Source organism: Megasphaera sp. UPII 135-E (assembly GCF_000221545.1).
Taxonomy (GTDB): domain Bacteria; phylum Bacillota; class Negativicutes; order Veillonellales; family Megasphaeraceae; genus Megasphaera; species Megasphaera hutchinsoni.
This window is the reverse complement of the sequence record NZ_AFUG01000042.1, coordinates 1-18,473: the sequence shown is the minus strand read 5'-3', so window position 1 is coordinate 18,473 and position 18,473 is coordinate 1. Positions and strand designations below refer to the sequence as shown.

General features: G+C 40.7%; 16 protein-coding genes and 1 pseudogene. 16 read left to right on the top strand and 1 reads right to left on the bottom strand.

All coding sequences use genetic code 11. The features are described 5' to 3' along the window. Positions 1-2: 2 nt before the first annotated feature. From hisS to HMPREF1040_RS06240, 6 genes are all read left to right on the top strand, one after another. Positions 3-1,277, top strand: a complete 1,275-nt coding sequence (gene hisS, locus HMPREF1040_RS06265) for a histidine--tRNA ligase (protein ID WP_007393097.1) — start codon at positions 3-5, stop codon at positions 1,275-1,277. Then, positions 1,277-3,070, top strand: a complete 1,794-nt coding sequence (gene aspS, locus HMPREF1040_RS06260) for an aspartate--tRNA ligase (protein ID WP_007393111.1) — start codon at positions 1,277-1,279, stop codon at positions 3,068-3,070. Before hisS ends, aspS begins: the two co-directional genes overlap by 1 nt. A gap of 62 nt (positions 3,071-3,132) precedes the next feature. After that, the gene (gene lepB, locus HMPREF1040_RS06255) at positions 3,133-3,693 is read left to right on the top strand and encodes a signal peptidase I (protein ID WP_007393082.1); all 561 of its coding nucleotides are present in this window, start codon (positions 3,133-3,135) and stop codon (positions 3,691-3,693) included. A 124-nt stretch (positions 3,694-3,817) separates the two neighbouring features. After that, on the top strand, positions 3,818-4,315 hold the full coding sequence (locus HMPREF1040_RS06250; protein WP_007393125.1) for a QueT transporter family protein: 498 nt from the start codon (positions 3,818-3,820) through the stop codon (positions 4,313-4,315). Next, positions 4,312-4,806 carry a preQ(1) synthase gene (gene queF, locus HMPREF1040_RS06245; RefSeq protein ID WP_007393129.1) on the top strand — a complete coding sequence of 165 codons (495 nt, stop codon included), beginning with the start codon at positions 4,312-4,314 and terminating at the stop codon, positions 4,804-4,806. The genes HMPREF1040_RS06250 and queF overlap by 4 nt, the downstream gene beginning before the upstream one ends. Positions 4,807-5,020: 214 nt before the next feature. Continuing rightward, entirely contained in the window at positions 5,021-5,830 is an 810-nt protein-coding gene (locus tag HMPREF1040_RS06240) for a tetratricopeptide repeat protein (RefSeq protein ID WP_007393120.1), read from the top strand. A 41-nt stretch (positions 5,831-5,871) separates the two neighbouring features. Here HMPREF1040_RS06240 and HMPREF1040_RS06235 read toward each other — a convergent pair whose 3' ends face one another. Continuing rightward, on the bottom strand, positions 5,872-7,383 hold the full coding sequence (locus HMPREF1040_RS06235; RefSeq protein ID WP_007393121.1) for an NAD(P)/FAD-dependent oxidoreductase: 1,512 nt from the start codon (positions 7,381-7,383) through the stop codon (positions 5,872-5,874). Positions 7,384-7,618: 235 nt separating this feature from the next. Here HMPREF1040_RS06235 and HMPREF1040_RS06230 point away from each other — a divergent pair, with 235 nt between their 5' ends. The 10 genes and pseudogenes from HMPREF1040_RS06230 to HMPREF1040_RS07940 all read left to right on the top strand — a co-directional run. After that, a complete protein-coding gene (locus HMPREF1040_RS06230) occupies positions 7,619-9,925 on the top strand; it encodes a TonB-dependent siderophore receptor (protein WP_007393102.1) in 2,307 nt (768 codons plus the stop codon). A 148-nt stretch (positions 9,926-10,073) separates the two neighbouring features. Further along, entirely contained in the window at positions 10,074-10,340 is a 267-nt protein-coding gene (gene rpsO / locus HMPREF1040_RS06225) for a 30S ribosomal protein S15 (RefSeq protein WP_007393100.1), read from the top strand. Positions 10,341-10,482: 142 nt separating this feature from the next. Further along, positions 10,483-12,630: a polyribonucleotide nucleotidyltransferase gene (locus HMPREF1040_RS06220; protein WP_007393123.1), complete on the top strand. Its 2,148-nt coding sequence runs from the start codon at positions 10,483-10,485 to the stop codon at positions 12,628-12,630. A 2-nt stretch (positions 12,631-12,632) separates the two neighbouring features. Further along, a complete protein-coding gene (gene dut, locus HMPREF1040_RS06215; protein ID WP_007393106.1) occupies positions 12,633-13,079 on the top strand; it encodes a dUTP diphosphatase in 447 nt (148 codons plus the stop codon). 55 nt (positions 13,080-13,134) lie between these two features. After that, positions 13,135-13,674 (top strand): NUDIX hydrolase, encoded by a 540-nt coding sequence (locus tag HMPREF1040_RS06210; RefSeq protein ID WP_007393107.1) that lies wholly within the window; start codon positions 13,135-13,137, stop codon positions 13,672-13,674. Between the two features lie 21 nt (positions 13,675-13,695). Next, positions 13,696-14,877, top strand: coding sequence for a phosphopentomutase (locus HMPREF1040_RS06205; RefSeq protein WP_007393110.1), 1,182 nt, complete (start codon positions 13,696-13,698; stop codon positions 14,875-14,877). A 9-nt stretch (positions 14,878-14,886) separates the two neighbouring features. Beyond that, positions 14,887-16,200: a thymidine phosphorylase gene (locus HMPREF1040_RS06200; protein ID WP_007393105.1), complete on the top strand. Its 1,314-nt coding sequence runs from the start codon at positions 14,887-14,889 to the stop codon at positions 16,198-16,200. 36 nt (positions 16,201-16,236) lie between these two features. Continuing rightward, positions 16,237-16,461, top strand: a complete 225-nt coding sequence (locus HMPREF1040_RS08325) for a TRAM domain-containing protein (protein ID WP_007393092.1) — start codon at positions 16,237-16,239, stop codon at positions 16,459-16,461. Next, a complete protein-coding gene (rlmD, locus tag HMPREF1040_RS06190; protein ID WP_007393085.1) occupies positions 16,416-17,891 on the top strand; it encodes a 23S rRNA (uracil(1939)-C(5))-methyltransferase RlmD in 1,476 nt (491 codons plus the stop codon). The genes HMPREF1040_RS08325 and rlmD overlap by 46 nt, the downstream gene beginning before the upstream one ends. A gap of 372 nt (positions 17,892-18,263) precedes the next feature. Next, positions 18,264-18,473 (top strand): annotated as a pseudogene (locus tag HMPREF1040_RS07940) (IS3 family transposase); the annotation flags it as partial.

Genomic DNA, 18,473 nt, shown 5'->3' with positions numbered 1-18,473 from the left:
TCATGTCAATTACCGCACCGCGAGGTACGCAAGATTTTTTACCAGAACAAACGGTAGCGTGGCAAATGTTGGAGTCTAAGATTCGCAATATATGTGCGCTATATGGATTTGGTGAAATTAGAACACCTATATTTGAACAGACGGAGTTGTTTTTACGTGGAATCGGAGAAACAACCGATGTAGTTACAAAAGAAATGTACACCTTTTTAGATCGAGGTGGACGTAGCATGACGTTGCGTCCGGAAAACACGGCATCGGTCGTACGATCTTTTTTAGAACATAAACTGTACAGTGAGGCAAAAGTACATAAATTATATTATATGGGTCCCATGTTTCGTCATGATCGACCGCAAGCTGGGCGGTACCGTCAATTCAATCAATTTGGCGTAGAAGCGATTGGTTCTAAAAGTCCTGCTGTGGATGCAGAAATTATTGCAATGGCATTTCAATTATTTCATGAGTTGGGCTTAGAAGATCTTACGTTGCATTTGAATTCGGTAGGATGTTCTTGTTGTCGACCGCGATATAGAGAAAAATTACTAACATTTTTGGAAAATAAAAAAGAGGAATTATGCGAAGATTGTCGCACGCGGTTAGAAAAAAATCCCTTGCGTGTCTTAGATTGTAAACTAGATGGAGAAAAAATGATGCAAATGGGAGTGCCGTTAATTACAGATTCACTTTGTGATATGTGTCATGATCACTTTGAACAGGTCCAGACATATTTAACGAGTATTCATATTCCTTTTGTGTTAGATCCGTGCTTAGTACGAGGTTTAGATTATTATACGAATACGGCTTTTGAAATTATGTATACACCTTTGGGTGCACAAAGTACTATTTGTGGTGGTGGTAGATACGATGGCTTGATTTCAGAAGTAGGAGGCCCAGATACTCCTGGTATTGGCTTTGCCATAGGCATGGAACGATTGTTACTAACATTGCAGGAACAAGGACTGATGAAAAATGTAGAAACGCCTATTCCCGTATACATCGTTGCTTTAGGGGATAAGGCTCGCGAGCAAGCGTTTGTTGTACAACAACAACTGCGTGATCGTGGAATTTATGTAGAGATTGATCTCATGGGGCGTAGCATGAAAGGGCAGATGAAAGCAGCCAATAAGTCTCGTGCTATATATACGGTTATTATGGGTGATGATGAATTAGCACAGGGAGAAGTTTCGGTACGAAATATGCAAACCAAAGAACAAGTTAGTGTTGCCTTAGATGACATTATTACTTATATAGAAGAACAAGAGAAAGGAATGAAAGCGTAATGGAAACGACAGTAGGATTGCACCGGTCACAATATTGTGCAGAAGTCAGTGAAGCAGATCAAGGGAAAGAAGTCATATTATTTGGTTGGGTAGAACGCCGGCGTGATCATGGAGGATTAATTTTTATTGATTTACGGGATCGCACGGGGGTTGTACAAGTCGTTGCTTCTCCAGATTACGAAAAAGATGCATTTAGCAAAGCGGAACAAGTTCGTAATGAATATGTTTTGGCTGTTCGCGGCAAGGTACGTATGCGTGATAAGGAAACGATTAATCCGAAAATGAAAACTGGTACAATTGAAGTACGGTGTGAAGAATTACGGATATTGAATCAGTCCAAAACGCCACCGTTTTATATCGAAGATAATATTGATGTGGATGAAAAAATTCGCTTGAAATATAGGTACTTAGATTTACGCCGTCCTGAAATGCAGCATAACTTGGTTATGCGTCATCGCGTTAAACATGCGATGCGGTCTTTCTTAGATGCACATGGTTTTATTGACATTGAAACGCCAGAATTGTGTAAGAGTACACCCGAAGGTGCAAGAGATTACTTAGTTCCCAGTCGTGTAAATGAAGGCAAGTTTTATGCGTTACCTCAATCACCTCAGATTTTTAAACAATTACTAATGATATCAGGCATGGATCGGTATTACCAAATTGCTCGGTGTTTCCGTGACGAAGATTTGCGTGCGGATCGACAACCTGAATTTACCCAATTAGATATGGAAATGTCTTTTATGGATCAAGAAGAGATATTATCGTTGACCGAAGAAATGATGCAGTATATTTTTAAAGAAACGTTAGGGTATGAAATTTCTTTACCTATTCCTCGTATGACGTGGGATTACGCCATGGAAAATTATGGTTCTGATAAACCTGATTTGCGTTTTGATATGAAATTTACAGATGTTACAGAATTAGTTAAAGATACGGAATTTAAAGTATTTCGTAGCGTTATTGATAACGGTGGACAAGTAAAGGCAATTAACGTAAAAGGGGATGCCGATATCCCACGGCGTGAACTTGATGGTCTGGTAGAATATGTAGGGCGTTATGGTGCGAAAGGACTGGCTTGGATTGGCTTTTTAGAAGACGGCACGTTAAAATCACAAATTAAGAAATTCTTTAGCGAAGATATGTTACGTGCTATTGGGCAAAAATGTGGCGCTGAAAAAGGCGACTTAGTCCTCATGATTGCGGATAAACCGGCCGTTGTAGCCGCTGCTTTGGGGGAATTGCGTAAAGAAATGGCCCGTCGCATGAATTTAATTGATGAAAATGCGTTTGCCTTTACGTGGGTTGTTGATTTCCCCATGTTTGAATATAATGAAGAAGAAAAACGTTACACCGCAATGCATCATCCGTTTACGGCTATGCGTGATGATGATTTAGATAAATTAGAAAGCGATCCTGCACATGTATATGCGAAAGCATATGATTTGGTATTGAATGGTATTGAATTAGGGGGAGGCTCTTTGCGTATTTATCAACCGGATATTCAACAGCGTGTATTTAAGGCAATTGGCTTAACTCCAGAAGAAGCAGAACAAAAATTTGGCTTCTTAATTCGTGCATTTGAATATGGGGCACCTCCCCATGGTGGTTTGGCTTTTGGTTTAGATCGTATGATTATGTTAATGTTAAAACGTAAATCAATTCGTGATGTCATTGCTTTCCCGAAGACGCAGAATGCAATTGACCCGATGAGTGAAGCTCCTTCTGAAGTAACACGGAAGCAATTGCATGAATTGCACATTCAAGTAGAAGAAGATCTTGTTTCTAAGTAATAGATGATCCATTTTGAGTATTTCCTATGTAGTATAAATAGGGATGAAGAAGGAGGGATTTGGTGCGTACTTTTTTACATGAAGTATATGAGTGGTTGTATTCCATTGTTATTGCCTTAGCCATTGCCTTGGTAATTCATATCTTTTTTGTCCAACCAACACGTGTTTCCGGTGAATCAATGGTACCCACGTTACATAATGGAGAGTATTTGCTGGTAGCTAAATGGCCACATATTTTTAAACAGATGCCACAATATGGACAAATTGTGATTATTGATAGTCGTGTGGCTTATCAACGTACATGGAAAGATGATGCGGCGGAACCGATGCATAATTATTTTGCTTTCTTTAATGCGAATTTACAAACGCACCATGTCTGGGTAAAGCGAGTGATTGGTTTACCTGGTGACACCTTGGCTTTTCGTGAGGGAAAAGTTTGGCGCAATGGCAAACCGCTGACGGAAACATATATTAATGAGCCTATGGAATACACCAGTTCCAAAGAAATACGGATACCGGAAGGTTATGTATTTTGCATGGGTGATAATCGAAATCATAGCAGTGATTCACGCTATATTGGACCCGTTCCTTTGGATCATGTCCTGGGACGAGTTATTTGGTAATTTTACGTAGACAGTTCGCAATCCATCCTGTCGTTAAATAAAACTAGGAGCATCGTAAACGATACGCATTGTTGATGGATGAAAAGCTATTTTCATCCATCATTTTTTTTAGGAGGTGACGCTTATGTATTCATTTTGGTCTAGTTCGCGACGATTAACTATATCAGCGATGGTAATAGCTGCTTATTTGGCTATCATATTTTTTACAGCAGGTATTTCTTTTGGTGCATATCAAATTCGGATTGCCACAGCATTGTATGCATTAGCGTATTGTTTTCCCTTCCTAGTTATTCCGATGGGAATTGCTAATTTTTTTGCCAACTTATTATTTGGTGGGTTAGGTATAATTGATATGATAGGGGGAAGTTTGGTCGGAATGATCGTAACTTTTTTACTGGTGCAAATTAAAATACGTACCTTGCCGATTTGGCTTGCTTTTTTTCCGATTGTACTTGTGCCGGCTTTGGGTGTGGGTTTATGGTTAGCACCCTTATTGCATATACCTTATACTGCTGTGGTGAGTAGCATCGCTATTGGGCAAATTATTCCGGCGGGAATAGGCGTATTTTTTATTCATACATTTATACGGTATAAATATATTCTTATAAAGGAGAACATATGAGTCGAACAAAACAAGAATTACAAGGCATTACGACCTTGGGAAAACAACAAACTCAGTATAGCACAACCTATGATCCGACCCGGTTGGAAACATTTGTGAATAAACATCCTGAGCATGATTATTTTGTGAAATTTAATTGTCCTGAATTTACTAGTTTATGCCCTAAAACAGGACAACCCGATTATGCTACGCTTTATATATCTTACGTTCCTTGTGAACGCATGGTGGAAAGTAAATCATTAAAATTATATTTGTTTAGCTTTCGGAACCATGGGGATTTTCATGAAGATTGTGTAAATATCATTATGAACGATCTTATTTCGTTAATGGATCCCAAATATATTGAAGTATGGGGTAAATTTTTACCGCGGGGGGGCATTAGTATTGATCCTTTTTGTAATTATGGGAAAAAAGGTACTCCGTGGGAACAAGTTGCATGGAAACGCTTATCTGAGCATGATATGTATCCAGAGATAGTTAATAATAGATAGGGGTTTAGTTGTTATAAGAAATAATTGGGTTTGCTTTTTCGGTAGGATATATATAAACGGTGTATCTTGTGAAGATACACCGTTTTTTCTTGTTTATGCGTTTTTTTGCCTGGTGAGAAAAATAAGTAAATACAAAATGATATTGTTTATCTATATTATAGGCGTATTATATAATTAATGGTATACTTAGTATATAAATAAGGTAGGTGAGAAAATGACAGAAATGAAGTTAGCTTTGCTCAAAGAGCAAGCTTTTTCAGGTGATGCCCGAAAACAATGTGAAGTAGGGGATTATTATTTTTTTAGTAATCGTGAAGACAATTTGAAGTGGGCTTTATATTGGTATAGTCATGCGGCAAAACAAGGTGATGCGGCAGGCCAGTATAATTTAGCTTATCAATATGAACATGGCATGGGTGTGCCTGTGGATAAACAAAAAGCCTTTTATTGGTATCGCTGTGCAGCTGAACAGGGATATGGGGCTGCTGAAAATGGAATTGGTGATTTTTATCATTATCCTGGAAGTATTCCGACTAATGTATGTATTGCCGGGTATTGGTATCATCGTGCTGCTCAACATGGCGATTCAAATGGGCAATGCAATTATGGAATTATGCTTCAATTTGGTGAATTAGGATATGTTGATTATAAAAGAGCTAGTTATTGGTATAGCAAAGCCGTACAACAAGAACACTTGCGAGCTACGAATAATTTGGGCTTTTTATATGAACATGGGTTGGGCGTAGAGATAGATGAAATAAAAGCGGCTAATTTATATACGAAAGCTGCCATCGGTGGAGATGGAATGGCTCAAAATAATTTGGGTAAATTGTATCGCCGTGGTGGTGGTGTAGAAAAGAACTTAAGGGAAGCCGCTTACTGGTTTGCCCAATCGGCACTTTCTGATTATGACGAGGGAATTCGTAATTATGTTCGGGCGTTAGAACATGGTGAAGGCATTGAAAAGGATATGGTGGAAGCTGCGTTTTGGCGAGAAAAATTAATTATGAATCGATGGAAATAAAAGAAAAAAACGATGTAACTACGGTTACATCGTTTTTTCTTTTATTTCTTTTCATAGTAGTAACGCGTCCACATGGTTAATTCGGACAATGCTGGATGAGGTGTCATCGTTTCGCTAAGTGTATAGACTGAACGTGGCGGTAAATGCCTTGTTAGAGGTAAGGCACGTAGCTTTTTTGTAATATCGGAACAAATATCCGGTTCGGATATCTGTAGATGCTGACGACCGCAATAGAATAAATTGCAGAAAGGTTGAATTAAGATAGACGCTTCAACGCCTACAATATGTACACCGAGGATTTTTTTCTGTTTGCTATCAATGACGAGTTTTACAAAACCATCATCACTGGCATTTGGCATAAAGCCTAAGGCATATCCTTTGGCGGTAGAAGAATAATGATTGATAGCTATTTCTACTTCGTAACCTGCATTGCGAGCGGCTTTTTCATTCATGCCGATATGTGCTGCTTCAGGGTAGGTGTATGTTACGGCCGGTATGGCATCATAGCGTACCCAACGCCATTCTTCAGGTGCTTTATTAGAAAATAAATTATGTGCGAGTGTTTCGGCTTCATAATTGGCTTTATGGCGAAATGGTGCTTTACCATTAATATCACCTAATGCCCAAATACCAGGTGCCGTTGTTTCTAAGAATTCATTCGTACGAATATAACCGCGTTTATCTAGTTGTACATGTGTATTTTCGAGATGAAGTAATTCTGTCATTGGTTTAATACCAGGTGCTACAAGAATTTCTTCGGCCCGTACTGTCGTTATTTCACCACTCGTACGATCCGAACAAGTTACTACCTTTTCGCCATTTTCCATTTCTACCGATAAGGTATCTTGGTTTAGACGAACGTCGATTCCGTACTGTTGAAATTGTGTTAGCATATGTGCGGATACGGCTTCATCTTCTTTGGGGAGTAAGCGTACATTATGTTGTACGACTGTTACTTTTGTCCCTAATGCATTAAATACATGAGCAAATTCACAGCCAATAGGCCCGCCACCGAGAATGATTAAACTTTTGTATGGTTTTTGGGGATAGGCATCGCCAAAAAAGGTTTCCGATGTAAGATAACCAACATCGTTTAGACCTTCCACGGCAGGAATATTTGTGCGACCGCCGGTGGCAATAAAGATAGATGTACCCGTTATACGTTCGGTGGTTTCGTTTGCATAGGTGATAGTGATGGTTTTATCGTCTGTAAAAGAAGCTGTTCCTTGATAGGTGGTGACATGAGGAAAGGCGTCATAGTAGGTGCGAATTTCATCACTTTCTTGTATTTTGTGCCAAAGCCGCTTGCTGAGTAAGTCCCAGTCAACAGTTATTTTTTCTGTATAAATGCCAAGTCGTGCGGATTCAGCCATCTCACGGATGCGATTAGCTGCGGTAACGAGTATTTTAGTAGGGATACAGCCACGATTTAAACAGGTTCCACCAAAGCGACCTCGTTCAATGATAGCGACACTTTTCCCGCCGGCAATAGCTGCATCGGCGATGATATTGGCAGCACCAGTGCCAATAATAATGACATCATATTGTTTCATTGTATATATCCTCCATTGATGTATTGTTCGTGTTTTTAGTATACGTTGGTTTGGCTTTTTTTACAAGAAGCCTTATTTTTTCAGTTAATGTATTATAGTTGATAAATTTGTATCCAAAACATAAAAAAAAATGTCGGATTGGATTATTTTATGTCCGAATGGAGTAGAAAAAGTACTCGGGGGGGGTATATTAAATACAAAAATAAGAATTAATATCATAAACGGAGGGGAGTATATGAGAAAACATATATGGGCAGCCGTTATGGCTGCTATATTCAGTACCACTGTATCAAGTATATATGTACAGGCGGAAAGTACTTATTTGACGGACAATGTGGTGGTACGAGCGGAAAATGCACGTGCGAGGGCGAAAAAGCGTCCCGAAACGGTAACTATTATTACGAAGCAGGATATGAAAGAGAAAAAAATGCAAGATTTGCGGAATGTTTTGGAAGTGGTTCCGGGCGTTTCTTTTTCTGTCGATGGCATGAATCGCTCCGATTATTCTATTCGCGGTGCCGCCAGTCGGCATTGCCCGATTTTTGTTGATGGTCTTAAAGAAGCGGGCGAATACAGTAAGCTTATGGGTGCCGCCAATGAAATGGAACGGTTTTCGACCCATAATATGGCCCGGGTTGAAGTGGTGCGCGGCGTATCGGGAGCCCGATACGGTTCCGATGCGGTAGGCGGTGCCATTCGGATTATTACGAAACGACCGGTCAAAACAAATGCTTATTTTGATTATGAATATCGGGTAGTGGCTCACGATAAAAACGATGAATATACCTATCGCTTGGGCATGGATATGGTAGGAAAACGAATGCAGGCACAAGTATCGGTGGCCGATAATACTACGGCTCCTTATTATAATTGGCAGTATGCGGATTATAATTTACCCTATATGACAGATAAAAATTTCCCTGATGTTAAAACCATGGATACGGCTCATTGGCCGAAGAATCATACGTTTATTCAAGATAATTTCAGCGGTTCGCGTCGCCATTTAGAAGGACGGTTATTTTTTCAACCGACATCGCGTACGGAAGTCATGTATGGGTTTCATCGCCTGAATGACGATACGAGGACGGCGGAATTTTTAGGACATTTTTCTTTTGAATGGTGGCTTAGAGGGGATTGGCCCGAAGCATTAACAGAAAAAAATAAGGGTTTCTTTTTTACGGAGTATATGGATATAGCTAATCATATTCAACGGGATACTAACCAAGGATATATTTCGTACGGTTGGAATACGGGCGATATAAAATTACGGGTGAAAGATTCGCACTATGGTAAATTAACGAATACGTATTTAAATACTACTTTTCTGAAAAATAAGTCGTCCGATTGGCTGGAAAGCGGCGATCGCTCTTATGATATGGAATTAAACTGGTATGGGAATCCCAAACATTCGATTACCGTAACTGCGCAACGGAAAAAATCGTACGGCATAGGTACCCGTCTGCGTACCACTAATAAAGCGGGAAGCTTTAAGTATCACTATTGGGAATATAATGCTTGGGGTTACGGTGACGGTATTTGGGAAACGACAGAAGAAAAACAGCTTTATCGGGCGGATATGGAGGAATGGAACGCGGCTATTACCGACACGTATACACCTAATAATAAAATAACCGTTGTGCCCACTTTGCGATATACGCATCATACGACAGGGCATAGACCGACCGTCGGCTTAGGTATTATTTATAAAAATGATGACCGGACGAAGATAAAGGCAAATGTCGGTACAGGGTTTTCTACGCCCGGCATGATGGAAATGTATCATCACTTTATGATGAAACCGTTTACTCCTATTACAGAAGATGGGGTGGTAACGGATTGTTATGTGGACGCTAAGGATACAAAGGGTAACTTACAAAGAATATATTTTTATCCCGGCTGGTATTTTCAAGGAAATCCGAACTTAATACCGGAAAAAGCCTTGGGATTTGATATATCTCTGGAAAAAGAATATACCCATGGACAAGGACGACTTACGGCATTTTATAATCATATTACCGATTATCTTAATTTGTATTACACCTTAAAAAAATTAGAAACAGATCCGGATGATCCCGACACGAAATTAAATGATACGCGGATTTACAGTTATAGCAATCTCAAACGGGTGACGTTGGCCGGTGTGGAAGCGGAATATACGCATCGGTTTAATAAGCATTGGAGCCTTACTGCGTCGGCAACGTATTTACATGCAGTCGATGATAGTATGGGAAAACGTCTGACGATGAAACCGTTATGGAAATATATTTATTCGCTGAATTACAAAAATAAGGCATGGCATGGAACATTATGGGGAGAATATAATACAAATTATATCGATATTTTTGACCGCAAACACATCAAGTTTGAACGTATTGAAGAAGGGTATGAAAAGAATTACGGTATTGCCAACCTTTTGATAGAACGACAGGTGACACCGTCACTTTCTTATTACTTCGGTGTTAATAATCTCTTCCATTATCAATCGACCAGTTTAAATATTCGCGGTCGCATATTCCGCATCGGCGGGAGTTTGCAATTTTAATGCGTTCGGGCGAAAGAAAGGAAAAGTTTCTTTACAGATATAGACGAATATAGTATAATATCTAGTGTCGTACGGGTACTCGGTGTTACGCTTTCTCCAGCGCATACTTAGTGCTTTGCGAATGACGATATATTAGGAGGAATGCTATATGTTAAGTGTTGAAGCAAAAAAAGATATTATTGCTAAATTTGGTAAGAATGAAGCAGATACGGGATCTCCGGAAGTACAAATCGCGTTACTTACGAGCCGTATTTTGTATTTAACAGAACATTTACGGAGTCACAAAAAGGATCACGCATCTCGTCGGGGTTTATTAAAATTAGTTGGGCAACGTCGTAACTTGCTTAGCTATTTACAAAAACATAACTTGGAACGGTATCGTGCAATTCTTGAAAAATTGAACTTACGTAAATAATTTGCACACTGGGAGGCTGATGTGGATGCATCAGCCTCTTTTTTAAAAGGGGTACAGGGTGGCAGGTAGTATGATGATGACGTAATACACGTACTTATCATAGTGCCTGACACCTGTGCAGAAAATGTATAGGAGGATGAGTATGGAAGAAAAGAAGTTTCATATGGAGTTTGCCGGTAGACCGCTTACGGTAGAAGTCGGCAAATTAGCTAAACAGGCGAGTGGTGCCGCATTGGTTCGGTACGGTGATACAGCTGTATTTGTGACCGCAACGGGATCTAAGGATGCTCGAGAAGATGCAGATTTTTTCCCGCTTACAGTAGATTATGAAGAAAAAATGTATTCCGTAGGTAAGATTCCCGGCGGATTTATTAAAAGGGAAGGAAAACCGCCTGAATCAGCGACCTTATTTGCACGGTTAATCGATCGTCCCATTCGTCCATTATTTCCCAAAACCTATCGCCATGATGTACATGTCGTTGCATACGATTTTTGTGTAGACCATGACAATGCTCCGGAAATTGCTGCTATGATTGGTGCATCTGTAGCTTTGAGTATGTCCCATATTCCTTTTGCCGGACCTATTGCAGGGGTGCGGGTAGGACGAGTTGATGGTACTTTTGTTATTAATCCAACGGTAGCACAAAGTGAAAAGAGCGATATGGATATTGTGGTTGCCGGTACGAAGGATGCTATTTTAATGGTTGAAGGGGGTGCTAAACAAGTTCCCGAAGCAGATATGTTAGATGCTATCATGGCTGCTCATGAAGAAATTAAAAAGGTAATTGCTTTTCAAGAAAGTTTCTTAGATGAAATTAGTGTGCCCAAACAGGAATTTGTAGAAGTAGAACCGCCCATTGATATGGTAGAAGCAATTCATGCGTATGGCGAAACCGCCATGAAAGAAGCCGTATTTACATCGGATAAAATGGCACGGGAAGAAAAGATGAATGCCGTAGAAACGGATATTTATGATCATTTTGCAGACATCTATCCGGAAGATATGTCTACGGTTGGAGTAATTACACAAAAGATGATCAAAGAAATTGTTCGCCATATGATTGCTGTTGATAAAATTCGTCCGGATGGGCGTAAGGTCAATGAAGTGCGTCCTGTAAGTTGTGAAGTGGGCTTATTTGCACGTACACATGGTACGGGGTTATTCACGCGTGGACAAACACAAATTTTGAGTTTTGCGACGTTAGCTCCGCTTTCTGAATCACAGCATATTGATGGCGTGGGGATGGAAACAGATCGTCGTTATATGCATCATTATAATTTTCCTTCTTTTAGTGTAGGTGAAACGAAGTCATCCCGTGGACCGGGACGCAGGGAAATTGGTCATGGTAAACTGGCAGAACGAGCATTAACGCAAGTATTGCCGACGGAAGAAGAATTTCCTTATGCTATTCGGGTTGTATCGGAAGTATTAGAATCGAATGGTTCCAGTTCTATGGGTAGTGTGTGCGGTAGTACATTGGCCTTAATGGATGCAGGTGTGCCGTTACAAGCACCCGTATCAGGTGTAGCGATGGGACTCGTTACGAAAGGCGACGATTTTACGATTTTAACGGATATTCAAGGTATGGAAGATGCCCTTGGCGATATGGATTTCAAGGTAGCTGGTACGATGAAAGGGGTAACAGCTATTCAGATGGATATAAAAATCAAAGGTCTTCGCAGGGAAATTTTGGAACAAGCTTTACAGCAAGCACATGAAGGACGTATCCATATTATGGAAAAAATGCTGGCAGCTATTCAGCAGCCGCGAGAAGAATTGTCGCCTTATGCACCGCGAATTATTACGCTACATATTCATCCGGATAAAATTCGTGATGTCATTGGACCGGGGGGCAAGATGATCAAACAGATAACGGAAGAAACGGGAGCTAAAATAGATATTGACGACTCCGGATTAATTTATATTGCTTCTGTTGATGCAGCTGGTGGCAATAAGGCAAAAACATGGATTGAAAATCTGACAAAAGACGTTGAAGTAGGCGAAGTTTATGAAGGAAAGGTAACGCGTATTATGAACTTCGGTGCTTTTGTAGAAATATTGCCTGGAAAAGAAGGGATGGTACATATTTCTCAGCTTGCACCGGAACGAGTTGAAAAGGTGGAAGATGTCGTTCAGGTGGGAGATGAAATTGTCGTTAAATGTATCGAAATCGACGACCAGGGGCGTGTTAATTTATCAAGAAAAGTCTTGTTAACGGGCGATACATCCGATGGACGGTCTCATCAGAAACGCCGTTCAGGGCATCGTCCCAATGGAATGAGGAAATGACAATGACACGAGGATTTAAAATTGTAAAAAAATATGCAGATCAAGATATTACCTTACCCGTGCGCAAGACAACGGGGAGTGCAGGGTATGATTTAGCGGCAGCAGAAACAGTAACTTTGTTGCCACATGCGATTACTATCGTACCTACGGGAGTTAAAGCGTATATGCAGGAAGATGAATATCTGTCTATTTTTATCCGTTCTAGTTTATCTTTTAAATACGGCTTGATGTTAGCTAATGGCACGGGAATTATTGACAGTGATTATTATAATAATAGTGATAATGAGGGACATATCATGATTGCATATTATAATACGGCTGAAGAGCCTTATACAATACAAAAAGGTGAACGTATTGGGCAAGGTATCTTTATGAAGTACTTTACCGTCGATGGTGATACCGTTACGGCTGTTCGTACGGGAGGTATTGGTAGTACGGGGAAAGTATAGTAAAAAGGGCGTCGGACAGGTATGTCTGAACGCCCTTTTTTGGGGAGGAATAGAAATGGACGTTGGTATGGAAACTTGTTTGGATAGCAAAGAAATTATGAAGGGCAAGGTGATTCGAGTAACCCTTGATACGGTGCGTATTGATGGGTTAGCGGAACCGGCAATACGTGAAGTGGTTTGGCATAGAGGGGCGGCATGTGTATTGCCGATTACGGATGACGGAAAAATTCTTTTAGTTCGCCAATATCGGTATGCCCCAGGCTGCGAGCTATTAGAAGTTCCGGCAGGTAAATTGGAAGGCGAAACGGAAAGCCCTCGAGCATGTGCTGCACGGGAATTGTCTGAAGAAGGTGGTGTAGAAGCAGGTGAATTGATTGATTTGGGATTTATTTATACATCACCGGGATTTTGTAATGAGCGGTTGTATATGTTCTTAGGAAGGAAGCTAAAACAGGGGAAGCAACATTTAGATGCGGATGAATTTGTACAACTTGAAGAATATACACGGGAAGAAGTAGAAAATTTGATTGCTACAAATGAGATTGTTGATGCAAAAACGATTGCTATTTTTATGAAAGCGAAAGCTTATTTATAAGTATAAAAGGAGGGAAAAGGCATGAACTTTAATCGTATTATTATTATTGTTATGGATAGCGTTGGTGCAGGGGACTCACGAGATGCGGCGGCTTTTGGGGATGCCGGTGCCGATACGTTGGGGCATATTGATGCAACTGTACCAGGTGGATTAAATATACCTCACATGAGAAGAATGGGGATGGGCGAGATTGCGAATATTCACCCTGATACTTCTATTGAAGTAGTTGGTTCGTACGGAAAAATGCAAGAAAAAGCAGCAGGAAAAGATACGACTAGTGGGCATTGGGAATTTATGGGAAATCCCTTAGCCCAGCCTTTTCCTACCTTTGCACATGCTTTTCCTCCAGATTTAGTTAAGACTTTTCAAGAAAAAACAGGATATGGATATCTCGGTAATGAAATTGCTTCAGGAACGGAGATTATTGAGCGTTTAGGCCGTGAACATTTCCAGACAGGTAAGCCGATTATTTACACTTCTGCCGATAGCGTATTTCAAATTGCTGCACATAATGACGTGATTCCGCTCCAAGAATTATATCGTATCTGCGAAATTACACGCCATGAAGTATGTGTAGGACCTTATGAAGTAGGACGCATTATTGCACGACCGTTTATTGGCACGCAAGGAAATTTTATTCGTACGGGTGATCGACGTGATTATAGTCGTCTACCAAAACGAAAGATGGTTTTTTCTTATTTAAAAGAGGCGGGATATATGGTTATTGGTGTAGGGAAAATTGGTGATATTTATGCGCATGTTGATCTCACTGAATCGCATCACACCGCTAACAATACAGAAGATATGATCGTATTAACCGAGCAATTGCATAAGCATCGACAAGAAAAAGGACTGCTCATGGCCAACTTTGTCGATTTTGACAGTCAATTTGGTCATCGCAGAAATACGATTGGGTATGCTAAGGCGTTGGAAGATTTTGATGGAGATTTGGGTCCTTTTATGGCACAATTGCAAGAAGATGAATTACTTATGATTACGGCGGATCATGGCAACGATCCTACTTGGCCTGGAAGTGATCATACGCGTGAACAAGTGCCATTGCTAGTATATAGTCCAGGCTTACGGCAAGCTGTTCATTTGGGTGTCCGTGAAACATATGCTGACTTAGGGCAAACGGTTATGGAGAACTTCGGTCTTACAGGCTTGGAAAAGGGAACAAGTTTCCTTACGCAATTGAAATAGGAGAAAAAAATGTGGCCTCAAGATTGCATTATACATAAACGAGATGGAGGGGAACTGTCCCGCAAGGAAATTTATCGCTTTATTACCGACTATACGAGCGGCAACATTCCGGATTATCAAGCGGCTGCCTGGCTTATGGCGGTATATTTACAAGGCATGACGGCTAGGGAAACGACAGACTTGGCATTGGCCATGGCATATTCCGGCCGAATTGCCGATTTATCAACCGTGCCGGGAATAAAAGTAGATAAACACAGTACCGGGGGCATTGCCGATACGACGACGCTTATTGTAGTGCCTTTAGTAGCGGCGGCCGGTGTACCGGTTGCTAAAATGAGCGGGCGTGGCCTTGGCTTTACTGGGGGCACCTTAGATAAATTGGAAGCTATTCCCGGTTTTTCCACGCAATTGACACCGAACCGATTTTTACAACAGATTCGACAACATGGTGCGGCTGTTATGGGACAGACAACCGACTTGGCACCTGCCGATAAACTATTATATGCATTGCGGGATGCTACCGGAACAGTAGAAAGTTTGCCGTTGATTGCCGCTTCGATTATGAGTAAAAAAATTGCCGCCGGCGCGGATGCGGTAGTATTGGACGTGAAGTACGGTGACGGTGCGTTTATGAAAACGCCGGCACAGGCCCGGCAATTAGCACAACAAATGGTGGATATCGGCACGCTGGCTGGCTTGCCTACTTGTGCCGTGCTTACGTCCATGGAGGCTCCGTTGGGAACGGCTATCGGGAACAGCTTGGAAATTGATGAAGCCGTGGAAACGTTGGCGGGAAAAGGGAATTCACGATTGGCGGCAGTGGTGGAAGAAATTGGCAGTCGCATGTTGTACATGGCACATTGTACGGATACTGTGGCGGCCGGAAGAGAAAAATTGCAAGCCGTTTGGAAAAGCGGTGCAGGGTTAAAAAAATTTAAAGAACTTATTCGCGCACAAGGGGGCGAAACCGACTGGATAGGAAAACACGCCTTAACGCAAGCCCCTTTTGTGTATACGGCGGTTTCCACGGAAGGCGGTTATATTACTGCTATTAAAGCTAAAACATTGGGAGAAATTGCCATGCGTATGGGTGCCGGTCGAGCTAAAAAAGAAGATGCCGTACAACCGATGGTGGGGATTCGTTTGTTTAAAGAACTATATGATTCCGTACGACCGGGGGAACCGTTATTCACGTTGTACAGCATGACGGAAGATAACCTGCCGCAACTGGCGTTACAAGTGGCGGCGGCCATTACCGTTGACGCACAATTACCGAATAACCCCGCCTCCGTTATAGGCGGCAGTATAGAAGCAACCATATAAAATAAGCGATACATAAGGAAGGAACAGAAACCATACATGAAAGAACAACGTACGATTCCTGTAACCAAGGGAAAGACATATGAAATAGAGATTATACGACTGGGAACGAACGGGGAAGGCGTGGGAAAATATCAGGATTTTACCGTGTTTATCCCCTATGCACTGCCGGGAGAGCGGATTGTGGCCGTCATTACGACGGTAAAAAAAAATATGCTGTGGGAAAACTGCGGCAAGTATTATGTGCTTCGCCGGCACGAGTAGCCCCTACCTGTGCAGTATATTATCGGTGCGGGGCCTGTCAATTGCAACATTTTTCATATGACGGTGAATTACAAGAAAAACAACGACAAGTACAAGATGCGTTAACGCGTATCGGACACATAACGAATGTACCCGTACTGCCTACGTTAGGTGCGGCAACCCCGTGGAACTATCGCAATAAAATGCAATTTCCCGTAGGCGAAGATAAAAAAAATACACTGTCTATCGGTTGTTTTGCGGCGGCTACACATAATGTCATCAATGTGGAAAATTGTGCCATTCAAAAAGAAGAAAATAACCAAATTGTGCGTGTTGTACGGCAATGGATGAAGGATTTTAAAATTCCCGCCTATGATGAAGATAAATGTACCGGTATGATTCGTCATATTATGGGACGGGTGGGGGTGAAAACCGGCGAAATTATGGTCTGTATTGTGACCGCTTGCGAGTGTATCCCTCATATAAAAGAGTTGATTCGCCGCTTGCGACAGGAGATTCCCAGTCTAACCAGCGTCATACAAAATATTAACACCGGACATACTAATGTCATTTTAGGAAGAAAAACGCGAACACTATATGGACAGGATACGATACACGATGCCATAGGAAATTTGCGGTTTCATATTTCGGCACAATCGTTTTTTCAAGTTAACAGCGAACAAGCACAACGGCTGTACGAAAAGGCGCTGGAATTTGCCGATTTAAAAGGAAATGAAATTGTCGCCGATGTTTATTGCGGCACGGGGACGATAACCTTATTTTTAGCACAAAAAGCAAAACAAGTGTATGGTATTGAAATTGTTCCTTCCGCCATAAAAGATGCTATCCGGAATGCACGGGATAACCATGTTAAAAATGCGGAATTTATTTTAGGCGATGCCGTATACAAATTGCCGGAACTTATTAAAAACGGCGTGCGACCGCAAGTTATTGTTTTAGACCCGCCGCGTGCAGGGTGCGGCGAACCGGTATTACGCGCGATTGGTCGCAGTCAACCGGAACGGGTCGTGTACGTTTCTTGTAATCCCGCAACCTTAGCACGAGATTTGGCCTGTTTACAAACCTACGGTTATAAAACCGAACGCGTGCAACCGGTAGATATGTTCAGTCGTACGCATCACGTCGAGACAGTAGCTCTGTTGTCCAAACTAAATACAGAACATCATTTAGATATAGAAATAGGGGAAGATGAATTATCTGAAATTGACTTTTCAAAAGACGCAACTTATGGAGAAATTAAAAAGTATGTGTTAGATAAATACGGACTAAAAGTTTCAAGCCTATATATTGCACAAATAAAAAGGAAACATGGTCTAATAGAGAGAGAAAATTATAATTTTAGTAAGAAAGAAAATCAAAGAGTGCCAAATTGCCCAGAAGAAAAAGAAAAAGCAATCGAAGATGCTTTAGAGCATTTTGGAATGATTTAAATAATATCTAAGATTGAAAATTTTAAAATTAAGACTTAAAAACTTTAAGATTAAAAAGATATGTACTTCTTATATAACCTAAGAAGATTAATTGAAAATCAGGGGAACGATGATGGTAAAATAAAAAATTTTAACAACTAAAGAAGAATTAGGCATTATTGCCAAAGAGGTTTTTATGAAGTTAAAAATACTGAAAAAGACTTGTTAGAATTGAAAATTTTAGATCATTGTGCAGGGTTTCGTGTCATAATAGTGATAGAGGCAAATAGTTATGTAAATATAAAGAGTTCAAGACTTCTACCAAAGTTTAAAACTCAAAAAATAAATAGTTGGTGTGCTGCTTAGAGTAACCATTTTGATAATGTGGATGCGAAACAAAAAGAGATAATCAGACTTCGTAAAAAATTGAAACAGGTTGAAATGGAGAATGATATTTTAAAGCAAGCTGCACTACTGTTAGGCAAAAAATAGACCTCATTATCTCGAACCGAGATAAATATAGCATTAGTGCAATGTGTAGACTACTTGGGGTCACAAGAAGTTTAGTCTATTATCATTTGAACAAAGAAAAAGAAGTGAATC

What these genes read in the sequence shown, in the direction of transcription:
- dut (WP_007393106.1), top strand. Translation starts at nt 12,633, where the DNA reads ATGACACGAGGATTTAAAATTGTAAAAAAATATGCAGATCAAGATATT.
- HMPREF1040_RS08325 (WP_007393092.1), top strand. Translation starts at nt 16,237, where the DNA reads ATGAAAGAACAACGTACGATTCCTGTAACCAAGGGAAAGACATATGAA.
- HMPREF1040_RS06240 (WP_007393120.1), top strand. Translation starts at nt 5,021, where the DNA reads ATGACAGAAATGAAGTTAGCTTTGCTCAAAGAGCAAGCTTTTTCAGGT.
- HMPREF1040_RS06210 (WP_007393107.1), top strand. Translation starts at nt 13,135, where the DNA reads ATGGACGTTGGTATGGAAACTTGTTTGGATAGCAAAGAAATTATGAAG.
- HMPREF1040_RS06220 (WP_007393123.1), top strand. Translation starts at nt 10,483, where the DNA reads ATGGAAGAAAAGAAGTTTCATATGGAGTTTGCCGGTAGACCGCTTACG.
- HMPREF1040_RS06205 (WP_007393110.1), top strand. Translation starts at nt 13,696, where the DNA reads ATGAACTTTAATCGTATTATTATTATTGTTATGGATAGCGTTGGTGCA.
- HMPREF1040_RS06250 (WP_007393125.1), top strand. Translation starts at nt 3,818, where the DNA reads ATGTATTCATTTTGGTCTAGTTCGCGACGATTAACTATATCAGCGATG.
- HMPREF1040_RS06235 (WP_007393121.1), bottom strand. Translation starts at nt 7,383, where the DNA reads ATGAAACAATATGATGTCATTATTATTGGCACTGGTGCTGCCAATATC.
- queF (WP_007393129.1), top strand. Translation starts at nt 4,312, where the DNA reads ATGAGTCGAACAAAACAAGAATTACAAGGCATTACGACCTTGGGAAAA.
- rpsO (WP_007393100.1), top strand. Translation starts at nt 10,074, where the DNA reads ATGTTAAGTGTTGAAGCAAAAAAAGATATTATTGCTAAATTTGGTAAG.
- HMPREF1040_RS06200 (WP_007393105.1), top strand. Translation starts at nt 14,887, where the DNA reads ATGTGGCCTCAAGATTGCATTATACATAAACGAGATGGAGGGGAACTG.
- HMPREF1040_RS06230 (WP_007393102.1), top strand. Translation starts at nt 7,619, where the DNA reads ATGAGAAAACATATATGGGCAGCCGTTATGGCTGCTATATTCAGTACC.
- hisS (WP_007393097.1), top strand. Translation starts at nt 3, where the DNA reads ATGTCAATTACCGCACCGCGAGGTACGCAAGATTTTTTACCAGAACAA.
- aspS (WP_007393111.1), top strand. Translation starts at nt 1,277, where the DNA reads ATGGAAACGACAGTAGGATTGCACCGGTCACAATATTGTGCAGAAGTC.